Here is a 21,969-nt window from a genome sequence, read left to right as displayed (position 1 = left end):
GGATCTCCGTGAGACTATAGAATGCCTGATGCGCTACGCTCATCAGGCATACAGGACTTCCGCCACTACATTAAGGAAAAGTTATGGTATCCGCACTCATCACCGTCGCCGTTATCGCCTGGTGTGCGCAACTGGCCTTAGGCGGCTGGCAAATTTCTCGTTTTAACCGTGCCTTCGACACACTATGCCAGCAAGGGCGGGTTGGCGTGGGCCGTTCCAGCGGGCGCTTTAAACCGCGGGTCGTGGTCGCCATCGCGCTGGACGATCAGCAGCGCATCGTCGACACCTTGTTTATGAAAGGACTGACCGTCTTCGCCCGACCGCAAAAAATTCCCGCAATTACCGGTATGCATGCGGGTGATTTACAGCCCGATGTGATCTTTCCCCATGATCCACTATCACAGAATGCTCTATCATTGGCGCTTAAACTGAAACGTGGATAATTTCGTTGTGAATGTTACTTGCTTGCGAAGTTATCATTTTGAAACCTAAATCAGGTAATCACGCCCATGAAACCTCGTCAGCGTCAGGCCGCCATTCTGGAGTATCTGCAAAAGCAGGGTAAATGCTCGGTTGAAGAATTGGCGCAATACTTTGACACCACAGGCACAACCATTCGCAAAGATCTGGTCATTCTGGAACATGCCGGAACCGTCATTCGTACTTATGGCGGAGTGGTGTTGAATAAAGAGGAATCCGATCCGCCTATCGATCATAAAACACTCATCAACACCCACAAGAAAGAGCTGATTGCAGAAGCTGCCGTTAGTTTTATCCATGATGGCGATTCGATCATTCTTGATGCTGGCAGTACCGTTTTGCAGATGGTTCCCCTGCTCTCGCGCTTTAATAACATCACGGTGATGACCAACAGCCTGCATATCGTCAATGCGCTATCCGAACTGGATAACGAACAAACTATCCTGATGCCAGGCGGAACGTTTCGCAAAAAATCGGCCTCATTTCACGGGCAACTGGCAGAGAATGCCTTCGAGCATTTCACCTTCGATAAATTGTTTATGGGCACCGACGGCATCGATCTCAATGCGGGCGTAACCACCTTTAACGAGGTTTATACCGTCAGTAAGGCAATGTGCAATGCCGCGCGCGAAGTGATTTTGATGGCGGACTCATCAAAGTTTGGCCGTAAAAGCCCCAACGTAGTTTGCAGTCTTGAAAGCGTCGATAAGCTGATTACCGACGCAGGTATCGATCCGGCGTTTCGTCAGGCGCTGGAAGAGAAAGGGATCGATGTGATCATAACCGGAGAGAGCAATGAGTGAAGCACTACTGAACGCGGGACGTCAGACGTTAATGCTGGAGTTGCAGGAAGCAAGCCGTTTACCGGAACGTCTGGGCGATGATTTTGTTCGCGCCGCCAATATCATCCTGCACTGTGAAGGCAAAGTGGTGGTTTCGGGAATTGGCAAATCGGGCCACATTGGTAAGAAAATCGCCGCAACGCTTGCCAGTACCGGCACTCCGGCTTTTTTTGTCCATCCGGCAGAAGCGCTGCACGGCGATCTGGGGATGATCGAAAGCCGCGATGTGATGCTGTTTATCTCTTACTCCGGTGGCGCGAAGGAACTGGATCTGATTATTCCGCGTCTGGAAGATAAATCTATCGCGCTGCTGGCGATGACCGGCAAACCGACGTCACCGCTGGGCCTGGCGGCAAAAGCGGTGCTGGATATCTCCGTAGAACGCGAAGCCTGCCCGATGCACCTTGCGCCGACCTCCAGCACCGTCAATACCCTGATGATGGGTGACGCGCTGGCGATGGCGGTCATGCAGGCGCGCGGATTTAATGAAGAAGATTTTGCCCGCTCCCACCCAGCCGGGGCACTGGGCGCTCGCTTGCTGAATAAAGTGCATCATCTGATGCGCCGTGACGATGCCATCCCACAGGTGGCGTTAACCGCCAGCGTGATGGATGCGATGCTGGAACTCAGCCGCACCGGTCTGGGGCTGGTGGCGGTATGTGACGCTCAACAACAGGTACAAGGCGTCTTTACCGACGGCGATTTACGTCGCTGGCTGGTTGGCGGCGGCGCACTCACCACGCCAGTCAATGAAGCGATGACGGTCGGCGGCACCACGTTGCAATCGCAAAGTCGCGCCATCGACGCCAAAGAGATCCTGATGAAGCGCAAAATCACTGCCGCACCGGTGGTGGATGAAAACGGCAAACTCACCGGCGCAATAAACCTGCAGGATTTCTATCAGGCCGGGATTATTTAATCCTTCAATCCCAGACGTTTCGCCAGCCGATGCAGGTTGGCGACGTCGGTTTCCAGCATCCGCGCGCAGGCAGCCCAGTTGTGATGATTTTGTGCCAGTGCCTGACGAATAGTTTCACGCTGGAACGCTTCTGTCGCTTCACGCAGGTTTTGCTTAACAACGGGCACCGCCGCCACTTCTGGCGTCGGCAACGTCACCTCAGGAAAAGCAAAATGTTGCGCCTCAAGAATCACTTCATCGCCGCTGCGGGTGGCTCTCGCCAGAACTACCGCCCGATGAATAGCATGTTCCAGTTCGCGCACGTTTCCCGGAAAACTGTAGTGTTGCAGTAAATTTCGCGCTCCGGCACTTAATACCACGCGGGAGAGCCCCTGCCGCAAACGACACTGCTCGCAGAAATACCCCGCCAGCAGAATGACATCATCGCCCCGCTCACGCAGCGGCGGCACCGAAAGTGGAAACACGCTCAGGCGATGAAACAAATCGGCGCGGAATCGCCCTGCCAGCACCTCTTCGCGTAAATCGCGGTTAGTCGCCGCCAGCACGCGCACATCGACCCGCAAACAACGGTCATCGCCAACGCGCTGAATATCGCCATACTGCAACACCCTCAGCAGCTTGGCCTGCAATGCCAACGACAACTCGCCGATCTCATCCAGAAACAGCGTGCCGTTATCCGCCATTTCAAACTTCCCGCTGCGATTACTGATAGCGCCAGTAAACGCTCCTTTCACATGCCCGAACAACTCACTTTCCGCCACACTTTCCGGCAGTGCAGCACAGTTGAGATAGACCAGCGGATTCACCGCCCGTGGCGAGGCTTCATGAATCGCTTTCGCCACCAGCTCCTTACCGGTTCCAGTCTCACCGCTGATCAGGACGTTGAGATCGGACGCCGCCACAATCTCAATCTCTTTTTTCAGTTGCGTCATGCCAGGGGACAAGCCAATCATCTGCGTCTGTTTCACCGCTTCAAACGGCGTGGCATCGCCTGGCAGCATATTCTGGCTTTCCAGTTGTTCAATCAGCAACGCATTGCTTAACGCTCCCGCCGCCAGCGCAGCAATCAGCCGTAGCTCTTCGTCGCTGAAAACATCGAACTGATCGGGCTGCATCCCGTCGAGCGTCAGTGCGCCGATCAGGTTTTGCCCGGCAAACAATGGCAGACCAACGCAGGCGTGAACCTTCAGACTCTCCTGCCCAGGAATCAAACCGTCATAGGGATCGGGCAATTCGCTGTCTGCGGGAAAGCGCACCACATCCCCGGCGCGGGCAATCGCTTCCAGCCGTGGATGCCCTTCCAGCGCAAAGCGTCTACCGAGTACATCCTTTGCCAGACCGTCGATGGCAAGCGGAATAAACTGCCGCGAATCGTAACGTAGCAACGCAGACGCATCGCACTCCAGCACCTGACGTAGCGTGGTGATCAGGCGCTGAAAACGATCCTGGTGACCAATCCCACGCTGCAATTCGATGGCGATATTCGCCAGCACATCAACGGAAAAACTCATCTTTGCCTCACTGTCAATTTGACTATAGATATTGTCATATCGACCATTTGATTGATAGTCATTTTGACTACTCATTAATGGGCATAATTTTATTTATAGAGTAAAAACAATCAGATAAAAAACTGGCACGCAATCTGCAATTAGCAAGACATCTTTTTAGAACACGCTGAATAAATTGAGGTTGCTATGTCTATTGTGGTGAAAAATAACATTCATTGGGTTGGTCAACGTGACTGGGAAGTGCGTGATTTTCACGGCACGGAATATAAAACGCTGCGCGGCAGCAGCTACAATAGCTACCTCATCCGCGAAGAAAAAAACGTGCTGATCGACACCGTCGACCATAAATTCAGCCGCGAATTTGTGCAGAACCTGCGTAATGAAATCGATCTGGCGGATATCGATTACATCGTGATTAACCATGCAGAAGAGGACCACGCTGGGGCGCTGACCGAACTGATGGCACAAATTCCCGATACGCCGATCTACTGTACAGCCAACGCTATCGACTCGATAAATGGTCATCACCATCATCCGGAGTGGAATTTTAATGTGGTGAAAACTGGCGACACGCTGGATATCGGCAACGGCAAACAGCTCATTTTTGTCGAAACACCAATGCTGCACTGGCCGGACAGCATGATGACTTACCTGACAGGCGACGCGGTGCTGTTCAGTAACGATGCTTTCGGTCAACACTACTGCGACGAGCATCTGTTCAACGATGAAGTGGATCAGACGGAGCTTTTCGAGCAGTGCCAGCGTTACTACGCCAATATCCTGACGCCGTTCAGCCGCCTGGTAACACCGAAAATTACCGAGATCCTGGGCTTTAACTTACCAGTCGATATGATAGCCACTTCCCACGGCGTGGTATGGCGCGATAACCCGACGCAAATTGTCGAGCTGTACCTGAAATGGGCGGCTGATTATCAGGAAGACAGAATCACCATTTTCTACGACACCATGTCGAATAACACCCGCATGATGGCTGACGCTATCGCCCAGGGGATTGCGGAAACCGACCCACGCGTGGCGGTGAAAATTTTCAACGTCGCCCGAAGCGATAAAAACGAAATCCTGACTAATGTCTTCCGCTCAAAAGGCGTGCTGGTCGGCACTTCGACGATGAATAACGTGATGATGCCGAAAATCGCCGGGCTGGTGGAGGAGATGACTGGTTTACGCTTCCGTAACAAACGCGCCAGTGCTTTCGGCTCTCACGGCTGGAGCGGCGGTGCGGTGGATCGTCTTTCCACGCGCCTGCAGGATGCGGGTTTCGAAATGTCGCTTAGCCTGAAAGCGAAATGGCGACCAGACCAGGACGCTCTGAAGTTATGCCGTGAACACGGTCGCGAAATCGCCCGTCAGTGGGCGCTCGCGCCGCTGCCGCAGAGCACGGTGAATACGGTAGTTAAAGAAGAAACCTCTGCCACCACGACGGCTGACCTCGGCCCACGGATGCAGTGCAGCGTCTGCCAGTGGATTTACGATCCGGCAAAAGGCGAGCCAATGCAGGACGTTGCGCCAGGAACGCCGTGGAGTGAAGTCCCGGATAACTTCCTCTGCCCGGAATGCTCCCTCGGCAAAGACGTCTTTGAAGAACTGGCATCGGAGGCAAAATGAGTAACGGCATTGTGATCATCGGTTCGGGCTTCGCCGCCCGCCAACTGGTGAAAAATATTCGCAAACAGGACGCCACTATTCCATTAACCCTGATTGCCGCCGACAGCATGGATGAGTACAACAAACCTGACCTCAGCCATGTTATCAGTCAGGGGCAACGTGCCGATGACCTTACCCGCCAGACGGCGGGTGAATTTGCCGAGCAGTTTAATCTGCACCTGTTTCCACAAACCTGGGTGACGGATATCGATGCCGAAGCCCGTGTGGTGAAAAGCCAGAATAATCAGTGGCAATACGACAAGCTAGTACTGGCAACCGGTGCCAGTGCCTTTGTCCCGCCTGTGCCTGGGCGTGAGTTAATGCTGACGTTAAATAGTCAGCAAGAGTATCGCGCCTGTGAAACGCAACTGCGGGATGCCCGACGCGTGTTGATTGTTGGCGGTGGTTTGATTGGTAGCGAACTGGCGATGGATTTTTGTCGTGCAGGCAAAGCGGTCACGCTAATCGACAACGCTGCCAGTATTCTGGCGTCGTTAATGCCACCGGAAGTAAGCAGCCGCTTGCAGCATCGGTTGACGGAGATGGGCGTTCATCTGCTGTTGAAATCTCAGTTACAGGGGCTGGAAAAAACGGATTCTGGCATTCAGGCAACGCTGGACCGCCAGCGCAATATCGAAGTGGATGCGGTAATTGCCGCCACCGGACTGCGCCCGGAAACCGCCCTGGCACGACGCGCCGGGCTGACGATTAATCGCGGCGTTTGCGTCGATAGTTATCTGCAAACCAGTAATACCGATATTTACGCGCTGGGCGATTGCGCGGAAATTAACGGTCAGGTATTGCCGTTCCTCCAGCCGATTCAACTTAGCGCGATGGTGCTGGCAAAAAATCTTCTCGGCAATAACACGCCGCTGAAACTCCCGGCGATGCTGGTGAAAATCAAAACGCCGGAATTACCGCTGCATCTGGCAGGCGAAACCCAGCGTCAGGATTTACGCTGGCAAATTAATACCGAACGCCAGGGAATGGTGGCGCGCGGCGTTGACGATGCTGACCAGCTTCGCGCCTTTGTGGTCAGTGAGGATCGGATGAAAGAGGCATTTGGATTGTTGAAAACATTGCCGATGTAGGTGGGCTACTGTGCCTAAAATGTCGGATGCGACGCTGGCGCGTCTTATCCGACCTACGGGGACGCATGTGTAGGCCGGATAAGGCGTTTACGCCGCATCCGGCAATGGTGTCCAAATGCAACACGTTTTATCCGTTCTGGACTTCACCCGCTAACCAACGCGCCGCAGCAATAACCCCCTGCCCCAGAGACAAACCGCCATCACCCGCCGGTAAACTCTGTGGAAAGAGCAATGTGAAATCAGCGAGATAATGCGCCAGACGTGCACGCAGCAAACGGTTATGAATAACCCCGCCGCTAAATACCAGCGTAGTGATACCACGCATCGTGGCCTGCTCACGCATCAACGCGGCAAAACCCTGCGCCAGCGCATCATGAAACGCCCACGCGCGTTGATTAACCGGTGCCTGCCAGTTCAGCCACTGCTGCCAGAAAGTGGCGAGATCCAGTTGATTGTCCACCCGCGGCATTGTCACCGGATGCGTCACTCCGTGGCATGAGGCTGCGAGCGCCTCCAGAGCACAAGCCGCTTCACCTTCATAACTTAACGTGGCTGGCGCACAGCCCAGTGCCGCCGCCACTGCATCGAAAAAACGCCCACACGATGACGCCAGCGGCGCGTTAATTCCACGCTCAATGGCCCGCGCCAGCACGCTCCAGTTTTGCTGTTGCACACTTGCTGTTTCAGAGTAATTCTGCCACTCCGGCACAAAGCGCAGGCACTGCGCCAGCAGGTTTCGCCACGGCTGCTTCGCTGCCAAATCGCCACCCGGAAGCGCCACTGCAGGCAAGCCGCCCAGGTGCTCACATTCGCGATAGTTCACCCGCAGGCACTCGCCGCCCCACAAAGCGCCGTTCTCCCCCATACCGATACCGTCGAGCGTCAAAGCAATGACATCACCGCCATCCAGCGGCCACTGATGCTCTGCCAGACACGCCGCTGCATGGGCATGATGATGCAGTACCGTTTGCGTCGGCAGATTCATTTCACGCGCCCACTGGCTGGAGACATAGCCCGGATGCGCGTCATGCACAACGTATTGCGGGGTAAAATCGTAGATGTTTTGCATCAGGCGTAACGCTTCGCGCCACTGCATCTGGATGCCATCGTCACTTAAATCGCCCAGATGCTGACTCAACACCGCTTGTTCACCGCGCACCAGGCAGAAGGTATTTTTCAGATCCGCGCCGAGACACAGCACAGGCGGAACATTTTTAAAGCCCGGAGGCAAAGCCAGCGCATCCGGCACATACCCCCGCGAACGGCGCAGCATTTCGCCGCTTTCGCGCACCACCGAATCATCCATCCGCTGCACGATGTCGCGGTTATGTATCAAGAATCCGTCGGCAATGCCCTGCAAATCCGCCAGCGCCTGTTCGTTGCTGATAGCTGGTGGTTTACCGCTCAGGTTGCCGGAGGTCATCACCAGCGGGCATTGCAGTTCCTGTAACAGCAAATGCTGGAGCGGGTTCGCAGGCAACATTACCCCGACTTCGTTAAGGTCAGGGGCGATATCATCACAAAGCTCAGGAACGTATTTTTTATCCACCAGCACAATCGGCGCGGCGGGCGTGGTAAGCAACTGGCGCGCAGCGTCTGGTAAACCGTCAGCCACTGGCAACATGACCGCCAGCGGTTTCGCCGGGCGATGTTTGCGCGCCCGAAGTGTCGCCACCGCGTTACTGTTACGTGCATCGCAGGCAAGATGAAATCCGCCAATCCCTTTGATGGCGACAATTTTGCCCATTTTTAACTGTGCGATAGCTGCCTGTAATGCCGCCTCTTGTTCCGCATGTTCACCATGACTTACCCATTCAAGATGCGGGCCACACTCCGGGCAGGCCACCGGCTGGGCGTGGAAGCGACGATCGAGCGGGTCACGGTACTCTTTGTCACAGGCCGGACATAGCGGAAACGCCGCCATCACGGTAAACGGGCGGTCGTAAGGCATGGCGCGAATAATGGTGAAACGCGGGCCGCAGTGGGTACAGTTGATAAACGGATAACGATAACGCCGTTCGCCTGGGGTATTCATTTCGGCAAGGCAAGCAGGGCAAGTAGCGGCATCGGGAACAATTTGCGTATTCATGGTGCCGCCTGTGCTCTGGCGTATAGTGAACTCGGTGGGCAGTTGTGACCAGATAAACGGCTCACGCTCGACGCTATCAATACGCGCCAGCGGCGGGCAGTGCTGATACAATTGAACAAGAAACGTTTCCGGGTCTTCCCGCAGCCGGACTTCTACGCCATCGCCGTCATTACAGACATCGCCGTGAAGATTTAATTGCTGTGCCAGCTGCCAGACAAACGGACGAAAACCGACGCCCTGCACTTTGCCACGAATACGCAGTTGGACACCGCAAGATGTGTTTTTTGCCATTGAGTTATTCCCGCCATCATGAATTGCGTAACCCGCCCTGCCGGACACGACAGCGTCGCATCCGGCAGTCACAGGTCGGCGATACCGCCCGCTCCGTATTCTACGAATATTTCCGGGAATTCCTTTGATGCCAGAACAGTTCTGTAAGATTTTTAGAACATCAGCGCCGTACGGCGGCGTTTTTCTGCGCTCAGTTGTTCAAGTTTATTACGATCGACACAAATCAGCGCATGAGTCGGGCAAGCCGCCATACACGCCGGGCCGTCTTCACGATGGTTGCACAGGTCGCATTTATTGGCTTCGGCTTTGTCAGCCCGTACATTCAGACCCGCGCCGCTGTTGCGGATCACCGGACGTACCACCACTTCCATCGCACCATACGGGCAAGCCACAACGCAGGTTTTGCAACCAATGCAACGTTCCTGCATCACATGAACAAACCCTTTATCACGGCTGATAGCACCATTCGGGCAGACGTTAGCGCACGGTGCATCTTCACACTGACGGCAAACTGTCGCCGTGGAAATGTTCACACCTTTAATGACATGGATACGCGGTAAAAAAGTTTCCGGGGTCAGCGATGCACAGTCCTGATTTTCCTGATGAGAAACCACGCACGCTACTTCACAGGTACGGCAACCAATACATTTACTCGCGTCAGCAATGATGAAACGGTTCATCAAATTCTCCAGCAATGACAGTTAATGCGCCGATACATTCACAAATCATGCCAGTTTTTAATTTACTGTTATTTAAGGAAATTAATTTCTGTAATGCAGGAAAAACGATGTCATCGACACTAGTGACGATGACATGTGATGACAATGTTTATCGCGAAGGAGCAATGAGTGAGTCGCGGCGGATCAGTTTTCCGCTGAAGGTTTTCGGCGGTGAGAAATCCCCGCCATCGAGCATAAAAATCAGCCGTCCAATAATTTCCTGAATCATCTCAGTCACCGGAATTTTTACGCTGGAGAGCGCCGGAACGGTGTAGGGGGCAATAGCGATATCATCGAATCCGATAACTGACACCTGCTCTGGCACCGCTACGCCGCGCTCGTGTAACGCTTTCATCGCACCTATCGCCATATCGTCGTTACTGGCAACTAACGCGCTAAATTTAGCCCCACGTTCGAGCAACATTTCTACCCCTTCGGCCCCGCTGGCAGGCGTCCATTTACCGTTAGCGATAAGTTTTTCATTGAGCGCAATACCATGCTGCGCCAGCGCGTCTTTATACCCGGCAAGACGTTCAATGCTGGTGGGGGAATCCATCGAGCCGGTAAGGAAAGCAATCTCCTGATGCCCGGCGTTTATCAACTCTGCCACGGCGTTAAAACTGGTCTGTTTATGATCGCACCAGACGCTATGGCTGCTGTTTTTGCGCAGGCGGCGATTAAGCACCATTATCGGCTGACTGTGCGCGTCAATGATGTCATCGATCTCATCCACGCTTAAAAAACGCGGGTAAATCATGATCGCGTCGCAGCGCAGATCCAGCAGATACTGAATCGCCTGGCGCTCTTCTTCTGCGCTGTGTTTACCATCTGCCAATAGCAACTGCCGCCCTTTCTCTTCCGCCATTCGCGCGGCATGAAAGAGTAATTCACTAAAATAAATGCCGTGGTAAAGCGTGTTGGTCACTACCAGCCCCAGCGTCTGAGTACTCTTCGCCGACAGATTGCGCGCCAGCAAGTTTGGACGGTAACCGCTCTCTTCTACCGCCTGAAACACGCGATCTTTAGTCTCCTGGCTGACGTAGCCATTACCTGAAAGCACGCGGGAAACGGTCGCTTTTGAAACCCCGGCGCGCTTCGCCACTTCCAGCATCGTCGTCATCATTTTCATCCCTTTACACGCAATCAACGCAGTGTACTGCACCGTTTGCCGATTGTCCTTGCACAATCGGCGGGAAAAATATTCAGGTGACCGGTTTCACAAATATAAAAAATGAACAATTCACTCTCTTGCTTATTTAGTGACAACTATTCATGATTTTGTGAAACCGGTTTCTTAATTCCGTTTCAGCATCGGCATTTTTCCGTCACGTCGACTGATAACAACTACATCTACCCTACTGATAACAGGATAAAATCCGATGGCCAAAAATTATGCGGCGCTGGCACGCTCGGTGATAGCGGCACTGGGCGGCGTTGATAACATCTCGGCGGTCACGCACTGTATGACGCGGTTGCGCTTTGTTATCAAAGATGATGCACTTATCGACAGCCCGACGTTAAAAACCATCCCCGGCGTGCTCGGCGTGGTACGTAGTGACAACCAGTGTCAGGTGATTATCGGCAATACCGTTTCACAAGCCTTTCAGGAAGTCGTCAGCCTGCTGCCGGGAGATATGCAGCCCGCACAGCCCGTGGGTAAACCCAAACTCACGCTACGTCGCATTGGTGCGGGGATCCTCGATGCGCTGATCGGCACCATGTCACCGCTGATCCCGGCGATTATCGGCGGATCGATGGTCAAACTGCTGGCAATGATCCTCGAGATGAGCGGCGTGCTGACAAAAGGATCGCCGACCTTAACCATTCTGAATGTGATTGGTGACGGTGCTTTCTTCTTCCTGCCGCTGATGGTCGCGGCATCTGCCGCCATCAAATTTAAAACCAATATGTCGCTGGCGATTGCCATCGCGGGTGTGCTGGTACATCCGAGTTTTATTGAACTGATGGCGAAAGCGGCCCAGGGTGAACATGTCGAATTTGCCCTGATTCCGGTCACCGCGGTGAAATACACCTACACGGTGATCCCGGCGCTGGTGATGACCTGGTGCCTGTCATATATCGAACGCTGGGTGGACAGCATTACACCGGCGGTGACCAAAAACTTCCTCAAACCAATGCTGATTGTGTTGATTGCCGCACCGCTGGCAATCCTGCTGATTGGCCCGATTGGTATCTGGATCGGTAGCGCCATTTCGGCGCTGGTTTACACCATTCATGGTTATCTGGGCTGGCTTTCAGTCGCCATTATGGGCGCGCTGTGGCCTCTGCTGGTAATGACCGGGATGCACCGCGTCTTTACGCCAACCATCATTCAGACCATTGCCGAAACCGGCAAAGAAGGGATGGTCATGCCGTCAGAGATCGGCGCTAACCTGTCGCTGGGCGGTTCATCACTGGCAGTGGCGTGGAAAACGAAAAACCCGGAACTGCGTCAGACGGCGCTGGCTGCGGCGGCATCAGCCATTATGGCGGGGATTTCCGAACCGGCGTTATATGGCGTGGCGATCCGCCTGAAACGTCCGCTTATCGCCAGTCTTATCAGCGGTTTTATTTGCGGCGCGGTTGCCGGTATGGCGGGGCTTGCCAGCCACTCAATGGCAGCGCCGGGGCTATTTACCAGCGTGCAGTTCTTCGATCCGGCGAATCCAATGAGCATCGTCTGGGTGTTCGCGGTCATGGCGCTGGCGGTGGTGCTGTCGTTTATCCTCACACTGTTGCTCGGCTTTGAGGATATTCCTGTTGAGGAAGCGGCTGCCCAGGCGCGAAAGTATCAGAGCGTACAACCGACCGTCGCCAAAGAAGTAAGTCTTAATTGAGGATGAAAATGTCAGTATTTCCAGAAAGTTTTTTATGGGGCGGCGCGCTTGCCGCCAACCAGTCTGAAGGTGCGTTCCGTGAAGGTGACAAAGGTCTGACCACTGTCGATATGATCCCACACGGCGAGCATCGAATGGCGGTGAAACTGGGGCTGGAAAAACGTTTTCAGTTGCGAGATGACGAGTTTTATCCCAGCCATGAGGCGACGGATTTTTATCATCGTTATAAAGAAGATATCGCCCTGATGGCAGAGATGGGATTCAAGGTTTTCCGTACCTCAATTGCCTGGAGCCGTCTCTTTCCGCAGGGCGATGAAATCACGCCCAATCAGCAGGGCATTGCTTTTTATCGTTCTGTCTTTGAAGAGTGTAAAAAGTACGGTATCGAACCGCTGGTCACGTTGTGCCACTTCGATGTGCCGATGCATCTGGTCACCGAATATGGCTCCTGGCGTAACCGCAAGCTGGTGGAGTTTTTCAGCCGCTACGCCAGAACCTGCTTTGAAGCATTTGATGGTCTGGTGAAATACTGGCTAACCTTCAATGAAATCAACATTATGTTGCATAGCCCGTTCTCCGGCGCGGGTCTGGTGTTTGAAGAAGGTGAAAATCAGGATCAGGTGAAATATCAGGCCGCGCATCACCAGCTGGTTGCCAGTGCGCTAGCCACCAAAATCGCCCATGAGGTTAACCCGCAAAATCAGGTGGGCTGTATGCTGGCGGGCGGTAACTTCTACCCTTACAGTTGCAAGCCGGAAGATGTCTGGGCGGCGCTGGAGAAAGACCGGGAAAACCTGTTTTTTATCGATGTGCAGGCGCGGGGCACGTATCCGGCTTACTCTGCCCGCGTATTCCGCGAAAAAGGGGTAACCATCAACAAAGCACCGGGCGATGATGAAATCCTGAAAAACACCGTCGATTTTGTCTCTTTCAGCTATTACGCCTCGCGCTGCGCCTCGGCGGAGATGAACGCCAACAACAGCAGTGCGGCGAACGTGGTGAAATCGCTGCGTAATCCGTATCTACAGGTGAGCGACTGGGGCTGGGGAATTGATCCACTCGGTCTGCGTATCACCATGAATATGATGTACGATCGTTATCAGAAGCCGCTGTTTCTGGTGGAAAACGGCCTGGGCGCAAAAGATGAATTTGCTGCCAATGGCGAGATTAACGACGACTATCGCATCAGCTACTTACGCGAACATATCCGCGCAATGGGCGAAGCGATTGCAGACGGCATTCCGCTGATGGGCTACACCACATGGGGCTGTATTGATTTAGTTTCCGCCTCTACGGGTGAAATGAGCAAACGCTACGGCTTTGTCTTTGTTGACCGTGACGACGCAGGCAACGGTACGCTGACGCGCACGCGTAAGAAATCATTCTGGTGGTATAAAAAAGTGATTGCCAGTAATGGGGAAGATTTAGAGTAGGTAACAGTGCCGGATGCGGCGTGAACGCCTTATCCGGCCTACATGTCGCACGAACCATGAAGGCCCGATAAGCGCAGCGCATCGGGCAATTTAGCATTTGGCATCAGAGCTGGTTCACCCCATCAAGAACATCCCTGTCCTGATTCCTTAATGAAAAACTACTCTTCTTCCACCGCTAACTGCGCGAAGCCGCCATTTCCTTCCCAGCCTTCCAGTCGTTGATAAACGGTTTCTACCGCATCTTTAATCGGCTGGGTCATCGGGTAGTAAAAGCCGACGATATCCGGCTGAATGCCGAGGAAAATCACTTCGCCAATATCTTCTTTCAACTGGTCGATAAGGTAATTCAACGGCATGTTATGGGTAGTCATCATAAACATCTCGGCGATATCATCCGGGTCGATGATGCGGATCTCGCCGGGGTTTAGCCCCATATCCGTGGCGTCGACAATCAGCAGTCGTGTCGGGCGCAGTTCACGGATAGCGACGATGTCGTTTTCCGGTGCGCTACCGCCGTCAATCACCACCCAGTTACCTTTCGGCGCGGCGGCGCACTTTTCCGCCAGCAGCGGACCTGCGCCATCATCGCCCATCATGCTATTGCCAACACAGAGTAAAACGTCAGTCACGCAGTCTCCTCACCATCAAATAGATGGCGTTTTCCTGATGAATATCATGCAGCATACTTAACAGCATTGTACTCCATTCCTGCTGCTGCGAAGTTTGCGCTGCCCGGGCTTTATCGAATGCGTTGGCCAGCATCGGCACATGGTTAATGTCGATGACGATCTCACCATATTTCGGCACGCCTTCCATTTTGCGGCGGGCTTCACTGCCTGCCTCCAGAGTGGCAATCCATGCCAGATATTCATCCCACGGGCAGGTGAGCGCCGCTTCCAGGCAATCGATAACCCCAAGGTGGTGACCAATCGCCAGGCTGTAATAGACCACCTGCTGCGCCTCGGCGGGCGTGGCATCGTTCTCATCAATAAATTTACGGCTCAGTTGACTGAACACCACCTTTTCACTCATCGGATACGCGCCTCTTCAACAACATGATTCAGATGGCTGACAATCTCGTTCAGACGCGGATCGTTTTCCGCTTCCAGCCAGCGTGCAACCTGTTCTTCGCCCTGCCCTAACTGTGTAAGGTAATCATCGGCAATCTGACGACCGTAACGATAACCCGCCAGGCGACGTGCTTCGCGATCCACTTTCACGCGCAGCGGCTGCACCATATCACCATGCAGGATCTCCGCCGGTTGTTCATCCAGTTCACCCGGCCCACGGGCGTGAATTTTCTGCTCCAGCAGGCCGAGCGCCATTGCAAAGCCGTACAGCGTGGCGGCAGGCGTTGGCGGGCAGCCAGGGATATAAACATCCACAGGGACAATTTTATCCGTACCGCCCCACACGCAGTAGAGATCGTGGAAGATCCCGCCACTGTTACCGCAGGCACCGTAGGAGATACAAATTTTCGGGTCCGGCGCGGACTGCCACGCACGCAGCGCAGGGGATCGCATTGCACGGGTGACCGCGCCGGTAAACAGTAAAATATCCGCATGACGCGGTGAAGGAACGACTTTAATGCCGAAGCGTTCTGCATCAAACAGCGGCGAAAGCGTGGCGAAAATTTCGATTTCGCAACCGTTGCAGCCGCCGCAGTCCACGCGGTAAACATAGGCAGAACGTTTGATTTTTTTCAGTAACGACGCCTTCATGCTGGCGATGGATTCATCCACCGTCATGGGGACCGGAATGCCGTTGGCGTCACGGGGGCCTAATAAATTGCTCATCAGATGGCCTCTTTCATATGGCGAGTCAGTTCAATACGGTCGGACGGCACCAGGCATTTCTGGCGCTTACATTCCGGGCAAGTCTCAAAGCTTTCGCGGTGGTTTTCCGCGCGGCTGTCGCCGTTGTGCTTAAGCAGCGCAATGGCGTAGTCGATCTCTTTCTGGACGGCGAAAGGACGATTGCAGACGCGGCAGTTGCACAGCGCGAAGCGGGACTGTTGCAGGAAGTCTTCTTTCTTCCACACCGCCAGTTCGTACTCTTGCGACAGTTTGATCGCCGCCGTCGGGCAGACTTCTTCGCAGCGTCCACAGAAGATGCAGTGCCCAAGATTAAACTCCCAGGCAAGCTCTCCTGTGGCGAGGTCAGTTTCAACCGTTAAGGCGTTTGACGGGCAGGCATTGACGCAGGCCGCGCAGCCGATGCACTGCTGCGGGTTCTGCTCTGGCTTACCACGGAAGTTTTTATCAACCGCAATCGGCTCCAGCGGATAAGACGAGGTCGCCGTGCCGGTTTTGATGACTTTTTTGATAAAGGTAAACATGGCGATTCCTTATTTCAGCGGCGAGTTTTTACGCTCAATGCTGTAACGCTCGAGTTCTTTGTACGGCACCACTTTGCTCTTCTTCTTACGCACATCGACCACGGTCATGCGGTCGGTACAGGAGTAGCAAGGGTCGAGGCTACCGATAATCAGCGGCGCATCGGAAACGGTGTTGCCGCGCAGCATGTAGCGCAGGGTCGGCCAGTTCGCGTAGGTCGCGGCACGGCAGCGCCAGCGGTACAGCTTCTGGTTGTCGCCGGTCATGCTCCAGTGGATATCATCGCCGCGCGGCGCTTCGGCAAAGCCCAGCGCAAAGCGGTGCGGAATGTAGGTAAAGCCTTCCACCATCAGTGGGCCACCCGGCAGGTTATCCAGACCGTAGTCGATCATGTTCAGCGCGGTATAGACTTCGTTGATACGCACTTTCAGACGGGAAATAACGTCGCAGCCCTGCTCGCTGTGGACTTCCATTGGCAGCAGGCCATAGCCGACAAACGGGTGATCGGCGCGGGTATCACGGGCGTGACCGCTGGCACGGACCATCGGGCCGACGTTACTGAAGTCGCGAGCGATTTCCGGGTCCAGACGACCAATGCCGACAGTGCGCTGTTCCATGTTCGGAGTGCTCAGCAGCACATCCACCAGCTCCTGCACTTCACGACGCATCTGTTGTGCCAGCTGGCGGGTCTGGATCATGTCGTCTTTCAGCAGATCGCGACGAATCCCGCCGATCAAGTTCAGGCCGTAGGTTTTACGCGCACCGGTAAGGATCTCTGCCATTTTCATGGAGGTTTCACGCACGCGGAAGAACTGCATAAAGCCGGAGTCGAAGCCGGTAAAGTGACAGGCCAGGCCAAGGTTGAGCAGATGCGAGTGCAAGCGTTCTACCTCCAGCAGAATGGCGCGGATCATCTGCGCACGTTCTGGCACCTGAATACCCATCGCGTTTTCCACCGACGTGGTGTAGGCGGTGCTGTGGGCAAAGCCGCAGATCCCGCACACACGGTCAGAGAGGAAGGTCACTTCGTTATAACCCATACGGGTTTCCGCCAGTTTTTCCATGCCGCGATGGACGTAGAACAGACGGTAGTCGGCGTCGATAATGTTTTCGCCATCGACGAACAGACGGAAGTGGCCCGGTTCATCAGAAGTGACGTGCAGCGGACCAATCGGCACGACGTTGTTTTTCTTGTCGCCCAGTTCGTTGATGAACTCGTAGGTTTCAGCATCGGTGGTCGGTGCCGGACGCTGACGATAATCCATGCTGTCTTTACGCAGCGGATAAAGTTCATCCGGCCAGTCATCCGGCAGCACCAGACGACGTTCATCCGGCAGACCAACCGGAATCAAACCGTACATATCGCGCACTTCACGCTCGCCCCACACCGCCGCCGGAACGCGCGGCGTCACGGACGGATATTCCGGTTTGTTGGCGTCAACTTCGACGCGAACCGTAATCCAACACTTAGTGCCCTTCTCCATCGACAGCACGTAGTAAACGGCGTAATGACCATTCAGTTTGCGTTCGTCGTTACCAAACAGCACCGACAGCCAGCCACCCTGTTTGTAGTAAAGAAACTCCACCACTTCCGGCAGGTAGTTCACCTTTACGGTGACAGTCAGCTGATCTTTGGTCTGCCAGGCGTGGTCCAGCACGACGCCCGGAAATGCCTCATTCAGCGCGGCGAGATAATGTTGACCTAATTTTTCTTCAGACATGCTCAAACTCTCTTTAATCACGCCGCCAGCAAGGAGACGAACGCTAAAAATGCAAAGCCAAATCCAGCCCAGGTAATGCGCGGAGTAATATCAAGACGCAGACGGGCCATGCTGTTTTCGAACAGCGCGATAACCAGGACGCCGACCACCAGTTTTACGATGGCAATCACCAGCGCCAGCAGCAGTCCACCGGCGGTGAAGGTTTCCATTTGTCCCCACGGAATAAACACCCCGACGAACATCTGCAACACCACCAGCTGTTTCAGGCTGATACCCCATTTCATGACGCCAAAGCCGCTGCCGCTGTATTCAGAGAGCGGGCCTTCCTGCAGCTCCTGCTCGGCTTCCGCCAGGTCGAACGGCAGTTTGCCCATTTCGATAAAGGTGGCGAACGCACAGGCACAAAGCGCCAGTACCAGCGGGATGCTCTGGCTCAGCGGCCAGTGATAAACGGTGTCGGTGATGTTGCTGATGTTGGTGGAACCGGCAACCTGTGCGGCAACCCACAGACCAAGCAGCAGCATCGGTTCGACCAGCACGCCAAGCATCGCTTCACGGCTCGCGCCGATAGCGGTAAACGGGCTACCGGTATCCAGACCAGAAATGGCAAAGAAGAAACGCGCGATGGCAAAGAGATACAGTAAGGTGATCAAATCACCCAGTTGCGGCAGCGGAGAACCGACGGTCACCACCGGCAGCGCAGTAGCGATAGTCAGCATGACGCCCACCATCACATACGGCGTCAGGCGGAACACCCAGCCGGAGGCATCCGGGCCGACGCTCTGACGCCCCAGCAGTTTGATAATGTCGCGATACTCCTGCAACACGCCCGGCCCGCGACGGTTATGCAAGCGGGCGCGCGCCACGCGGGTTATACCGGAGAGCAGCGGCGCAACGGCAAATAACACCAGCGCCTGAATTAACGGATATAAAACACTCATTCTCAGGCTCCTCGTGAAACAATAATCACCACCAGTACCGCCAGTTCAACCAGCGCCATCCGGCGGAACAGCAACGCACTCCCCTCGCACTGCCAGCCCGGCACCAGAGACACCGGATTCAGCCATTTGCGTAGTTTCAGCACCGGCGCAAACGCCTGTTTCACCGGCATGGCAAAACCGTGAGCGGTAATCACCATTGATTTTTCGTGGTCGTAACCGCACACCCAGGCCGCACCGCGGGAACGCGATGGCAAACGATCGCCTTTGCAAATCGCCATAATGATGAATGGCAGCAGCGGGCAGGCAATCAGCAGCAACGTGATCATCGGTTGAGAAACGGTGGTGTTAGCAGGCTCCAGCGGCAGAGGTACAGCAGCAGAGAGCATCGGCAGTAGCCACGGCGCAGCAACACCGCCAATTACGCAGCAAATCGCCAGTGCCACTACGCTTACGCTCATCAGGAGCGGCGCACAGGTGGCGTTTTCGGCTTCTTTGGTGCGCGGCGCGCCGAGGAACGTGACGCCATAGACTTTCGCCATACACATCACCGCCAGCGCACCGGTAATTGCCAGCCCCACAGCGAGCAGCGGCCCCAGCAGACGGGCAACAAACGCGCCACTATTGCTCAGTTTGAAAAATGATTGATAGATAACCCATTCCCCGGCAAAACCATTCAGCGGCGGCAGCGCAGCCATTGCCATCAGCCCGACTAACATGGCGATGGAGATAACCGGCATTTTCTTGCCAATACCACCGAGTTTTTCGATATCGCGATGACCGGTACGGAACCAGACGCTCCCCGCCCCGAGGAACAGTACGCTTTTGAACAGGCTATGGTTAAGCAGATGGTACAGACCACCGACCAGGCCAAGAGCAATCAGCGCCGGTTGTTCGAGCGCGATACCCGTTACGCCAGCGCCCAGCCCCAGCAGGATGATGCCGATATTTTCCAGGGTGTGGTAAGCCAGCAGGCGCTGGATGTTGTGCTCCACCAGCGCATACAGACCACCGACAAACGCGGTGATCATGCCGAGCACCAGCAGCGCGATCCCCCACCACAGCGGTGCATTACCGCCCAGCAGTGACAGGGTTAAAATGCCCAGCAGGCCAATTTTCATGACTACCGTAGAAAACAACGCGGCAGCTGGCGCAGAGGCGTTCGCATGTGCCTGCGGCACCCAGCCGTGCAGCGGAATAATCCCGGCCAGCAGGCCAAAGCCAATCACTCCGAGCAGCCAGATATCGGAACCGAGCGGCAGCTGTTGCATACGCATATCCAGCAGGCGCAGATCCAGCGTGCCGTAACGCTGCCACAGCAGCCAGCAAGCAATCGCCAGCAGCAGAGTGCCAAGACGCCCCAGCGCAAACCACAGTTTGCCCTCTTTGCTGTTGCTGGTGAGGAACACCGCGCACAGGGCCATGATTTCGGCCATTACCACGAACATGCCGAGGTTGCTGGCAATGACGGCGCAGACGGCGGCAGCCATCAACATATTGATCTGCAAGCCGTTGCACTTCACCTGCGCGTGGCGATGCCAGTCAATGTTGTAGAGGCTGACAAACAGACCGCACAGACCGAGCGTAATCAGCCAAATCGCGTTAAGCGGAGAGATTTGCACATCGTAGCTTACCAGCGACAGCGCACCGCTCACGCCAACCGCGCCAGTCAGTACAGTGAAGCCCGCGGCTGCCGTATACAGACTACCAACCGCGCCGCCAATTCCAGCTATCCAGCCACTTAACGCTTTTTGAAAAGAAAAGAGAAATGCCAGAACAGCGGCGGCGACAAACCACGCCACGCCGCTATTGATCAGGGAAATTGCGCTCATTTAGCCTCTCCACTTTGAGCCTGCTGAAACAAGGTGAGATCGCCAAAGTCCGTGTTAAAGGTCAGCTCACGCTTACGTTTGCTGACGCGGGCGATATCGGTGTTATCCACCAGATGCAGGGCTTTAGTCGGGCACATCCGCACGCAGGCCGGACCTTGTTCATCAAAGCTACAAAGGTCACATTTGACGGCGATCGCGCGAATACCTGGCACCCAGTCAAGCAATGTGCTGACACGCGCCGGAGCAGGCGGTGCCGGTGGCGCTTTCGGGGTATTGGCGTTTGCCGGAATATCCAGCGGACGGCTGCCGGAAAATTCAATTGCGCCAAACGGGCAGGCGATGCCGCACAGCTTGCAGCTTACGCACAGGCTTTCATTCAACTGCACGGCCCCATCGACGCGGGTGATGGCGTTAACCGGGCAGACCACCGCGCAGGGTGCATCTTCACAGTGGTGACAGAGCTGCGGCGCAGATTCTTTTTCATTCAGCATCACTCTCAGGCGCGGCATTGATTGCAGGCCGTGCTGGCGATGCGTCTCTGAACAGGCGGCCTCACAAGTGTGGCAGCCGATACAGAGCGTGGAGTCAGCAATTACAAAACGATTCACCAGGCATTCCTCAGGTGATTGTCATTTTTGACGAAAACATGCCGATGAAATGTCATTTTCGACACTCATCGACACGCCCATCCCCAAACAGGCGTAACGCCTGCAAAACGGGCAAAGCCTCAGCTCATGCTGCCGGGCTTTGTCCCTTTACCAGTTGGCTTAAATTCACCGGCACATTGTTTTCAATAGCGGTGTATAAGCTGTCGTAAACGCCAGCGATTTTTTCGAGATAGTGTTCCAGAACCTGTTCGCGATCGCGGATGTTGACCTTGCCATCAATCATGCCGTCAATGCTCAGTTGCGCCTGCGCAATCCGCTGTTTGTCTTCGCCATCTTTTGTTTCGACGTAATACTCGATGGTGTGGCTGTTAAAGCCATCCGCCAGGGTGACGTAAATGCGAAAATGTTCAAAAAGGACGAAACAGAGTTCTTTGTCCGGCGCGCAGCTCATGGCGTGATGCAGGCGCGCTTTCGATAACGTGATCCCCTGAACCAGCGAATTGCAGTAGATGTGCCACTGGTCCTGTAGGCGACGATGCCGCTGTGCGATGTAATCGGCTTTCTCGCTTATTTCCCAAATAGTCATTGTCAGGTTACCCGTTTAACAGAGATGCCAGCTTTAAGCATTTTTTGTGCCAACTTTTAATTTATTGTTAT

Annotated in this window: 20 protein-coding genes; 7 read left to right on the top strand and 13 right to left on the bottom strand. The window is 54.7% G+C overall.

Annotated features, from left to right (window positions below; translation table 11 throughout):
- Positions 1 to 83 precede the first annotated feature (83 nt).
- The 3 genes from gutM to gutQ all read left to right on the top strand — a co-directional run bounded on the left by gutM (position 84) and on the right by gutQ (position 2,241).
- Positions 84 to 443 carry a transcriptional regulator GutM gene (gutM, locus tag KXD89_RS05050; protein ID WP_000252908.1) on the top strand — a complete coding sequence of 120 codons (360 nt, stop codon included), beginning with the start codon at positions 84 to 86 and terminating at the stop codon, positions 441 to 443.
- Positions 444 to 509: 66 nt separating this feature from the next.
- Positions 510 to 1,283: a glucitol operon DNA-binding transcriptional repressor SrlR gene (gene srlR / locus KXD89_RS05045; RefSeq protein WP_000804550.1), complete on the top strand. Its 774-nt coding sequence runs from the start codon at positions 510 to 512 to the stop codon at positions 1,281 to 1,283.
- Entirely contained in the window at positions 1,276 to 2,241 is a 966-nt protein-coding gene (gene gutQ / locus KXD89_RS05040; protein WP_001287420.1) for an arabinose-5-phosphate isomerase GutQ, read from the top strand. The genes srlR and gutQ overlap by 8 nt, the downstream gene beginning before the upstream one ends.
- Here gutQ and norR read toward each other — a convergent pair.
- Positions 2,238 to 3,752 carry a nitric oxide reductase transcriptional regulator NorR gene (norR, locus tag KXD89_RS05035; protein ID WP_000010749.1) on the bottom strand — a complete coding sequence of 505 codons (1,515 nt, stop codon included), beginning with the start codon at positions 3,750 to 3,752 and terminating at the stop codon, positions 2,238 to 2,240. The genes gutQ and norR overlap by 4 nt on opposite strands.
- A 186-nt stretch (positions 3,753 to 3,938) precedes the next feature.
- On the opposite strand from norR, the gene norV reads away from it, so the two are divergent.
- The gene (gene norV / locus KXD89_RS05030) at positions 3,939 to 5,378 is read left to right on the top strand and encodes an anaerobic nitric oxide reductase flavorubredoxin (protein ID WP_000029634.1); all 1,440 of its coding nucleotides are present in this window, start codon (positions 3,939 to 3,941) and stop codon (positions 5,376 to 5,378) included.
- Entirely contained in the window at positions 5,375 to 6,508 is a 1,134-nt protein-coding gene (gene norW / locus KXD89_RS05025; RefSeq protein WP_000064752.1) for an NADH:flavorubredoxin reductase NorW, read from the top strand. The genes norV and norW overlap by 4 nt, the downstream gene beginning before the upstream one ends.
- 127 nt (positions 6,509 to 6,635) lie before the next feature.
- On the opposite strand, the gene hypF is transcribed toward norW, so the two are convergent.
- The 3 genes from hypF to ascG all read right to left on the bottom strand — a co-directional run bounded on the left by hypF (position 6,636) and on the right by ascG (position 10,727).
- Entirely contained in the window at positions 6,636 to 8,888 is a 2,253-nt protein-coding gene (gene hypF / locus KXD89_RS05020) for a carbamoyltransferase HypF (protein WP_001107704.1), read from the bottom strand.
- A 152-nt stretch (positions 8,889 to 9,040) separates the two neighbouring features.
- Positions 9,041 to 9,568 carry an electron transport protein HydN gene (gene hydN, locus KXD89_RS05015; protein WP_001078777.1) on the bottom strand — a complete coding sequence of 176 codons (528 nt, stop codon included), beginning with the start codon at positions 9,566 to 9,568 and terminating at the stop codon, positions 9,041 to 9,043.
- 148 nt (positions 9,569 to 9,716) lie between these two features.
- Positions 9,717 to 10,727, bottom strand: coding sequence for a DNA-binding transcriptional regulator AscG (ascG, locus tag KXD89_RS05010; RefSeq protein ID WP_001394680.1), 1,011 nt, complete (start codon positions 10,725 to 10,727; stop codon positions 9,717 to 9,719).
- A gap of 259 nt (positions 10,728 to 10,986) precedes the next feature.
- Between ascG and ascF the strand changes: the two genes are divergently transcribed.
- Positions 10,987 to 12,444, top strand: a complete 1,458-nt coding sequence (ascF, locus tag KXD89_RS05005) for a PTS cellobiose/arbutin/salicin transporter subunit IIBC (RefSeq protein ID WP_001107828.1) — start codon at positions 10,987 to 10,989, stop codon at positions 12,442 to 12,444.
- Between the two features lie 8 nt (positions 12,445 to 12,452).
- Positions 12,453 to 13,877 carry a 6-phospho-beta-glucosidase AscB gene (gene ascB / locus KXD89_RS05000; RefSeq protein WP_000110363.1) on the top strand — a complete coding sequence of 475 codons (1,425 nt, stop codon included), beginning with the start codon at positions 12,453 to 12,455 and terminating at the stop codon, positions 13,875 to 13,877.
- Between the two features lie 158 nt (positions 13,878 to 14,035).
- Here the strand turns inward: ascB and hycI are convergent, their stop codons facing one another.
- The 9 genes from hycI to hycA all read right to left on the bottom strand — a co-directional run bounded on the left by hycI (position 14,036) and on the right by hycA (position 21,898).
- Complete coding sequence (hycI, locus tag KXD89_RS04995; RefSeq protein WP_000132961.1) at positions 14,036 to 14,506, bottom strand: hydrogenase maturation peptidase HycI; 471 nt, start codon at positions 14,504 to 14,506, stop codon at positions 14,036 to 14,038.
- Complete coding sequence (gene hycH / locus KXD89_RS04990; protein ID WP_001291921.1) at positions 14,499 to 14,909, bottom strand: formate hydrogenlyase assembly protein HycH; 411 nt, start codon at positions 14,907 to 14,909, stop codon at positions 14,499 to 14,501. The genes hycI and hycH overlap by 8 nt, the downstream gene beginning before the upstream one ends.
- The gene (gene hycG / locus KXD89_RS04985) at positions 14,906 to 15,673 is read right to left on the bottom strand and encodes a formate hydrogenlyase subunit HycG (protein WP_000067392.1); all 768 of its coding nucleotides are present in this window, start codon (positions 15,671 to 15,673) and stop codon (positions 14,906 to 14,908) included. Before hycG ends, hycH begins: the two co-directional genes overlap by 4 nt.
- Positions 15,673 to 16,215 (bottom strand): formate hydrogenlyase subunit HycF, encoded by a 543-nt coding sequence (hycF, locus tag KXD89_RS04980; RefSeq protein WP_000493781.1) that lies wholly within the window; start codon positions 16,213 to 16,215, stop codon positions 15,673 to 15,675. Before hycF ends, hycG begins: the two co-directional genes overlap by 1 nt.
- Positions 16,216 to 16,224: 9 nt before the next feature.
- Positions 16,225 to 17,934, bottom strand: a complete 1,710-nt coding sequence (hycE, locus tag KXD89_RS04975) for a formate hydrogenlyase subunit HycE (RefSeq protein WP_001288122.1) — start codon at positions 17,932 to 17,934, stop codon at positions 16,225 to 16,227.
- A gap of 17 nt (positions 17,935 to 17,951) precedes the next feature.
- Positions 17,952 to 18,875 (bottom strand): formate hydrogenlyase subunit HycD, encoded by a 924-nt coding sequence (gene hycD, locus KXD89_RS04970; RefSeq protein WP_000115224.1) that lies wholly within the window; start codon positions 18,873 to 18,875, stop codon positions 17,952 to 17,954.
- Positions 18,876 to 18,877: 2 nt separating this feature from the next.
- Positions 18,878 to 20,704: a formate hydrogenlyase subunit 3 gene (hycC, locus tag KXD89_RS04965; protein ID WP_001274396.1), complete on the bottom strand. Its 1,827-nt coding sequence runs from the start codon at positions 20,702 to 20,704 to the stop codon at positions 18,878 to 18,880.
- A complete protein-coding gene (hycB, locus tag KXD89_RS04960) occupies positions 20,701 to 21,312 on the bottom strand; it encodes a formate hydrogenlyase subunit HycB (protein WP_001079186.1) in 612 nt (203 codons plus the stop codon). The genes hycC and hycB overlap by 4 nt, the downstream gene beginning before the upstream one ends.
- Before the next feature lie 124 nt (positions 21,313 to 21,436).
- Complete coding sequence (hycA, locus tag KXD89_RS04955) at positions 21,437 to 21,898, bottom strand: formate hydrogenlyase regulator HycA (RefSeq protein WP_000158056.1); 462 nt, start codon at positions 21,896 to 21,898, stop codon at positions 21,437 to 21,439.
- Between the last annotated feature and the right edge of the window lie 71 nt (positions 21,899 to 21,969).

The organism is Escherichia sp. TC-EC600-tetX4, assembly GCF_019356055.1.
In the GTDB taxonomy this organism is placed as follows: domain Bacteria; phylum Pseudomonadota; class Gammaproteobacteria; order Enterobacterales; family Enterobacteriaceae.
The sequence above is the reverse complement of the archived record's forward strand: the minus strand, read 5'-3'. Positions and strand labels throughout refer to the sequence as shown.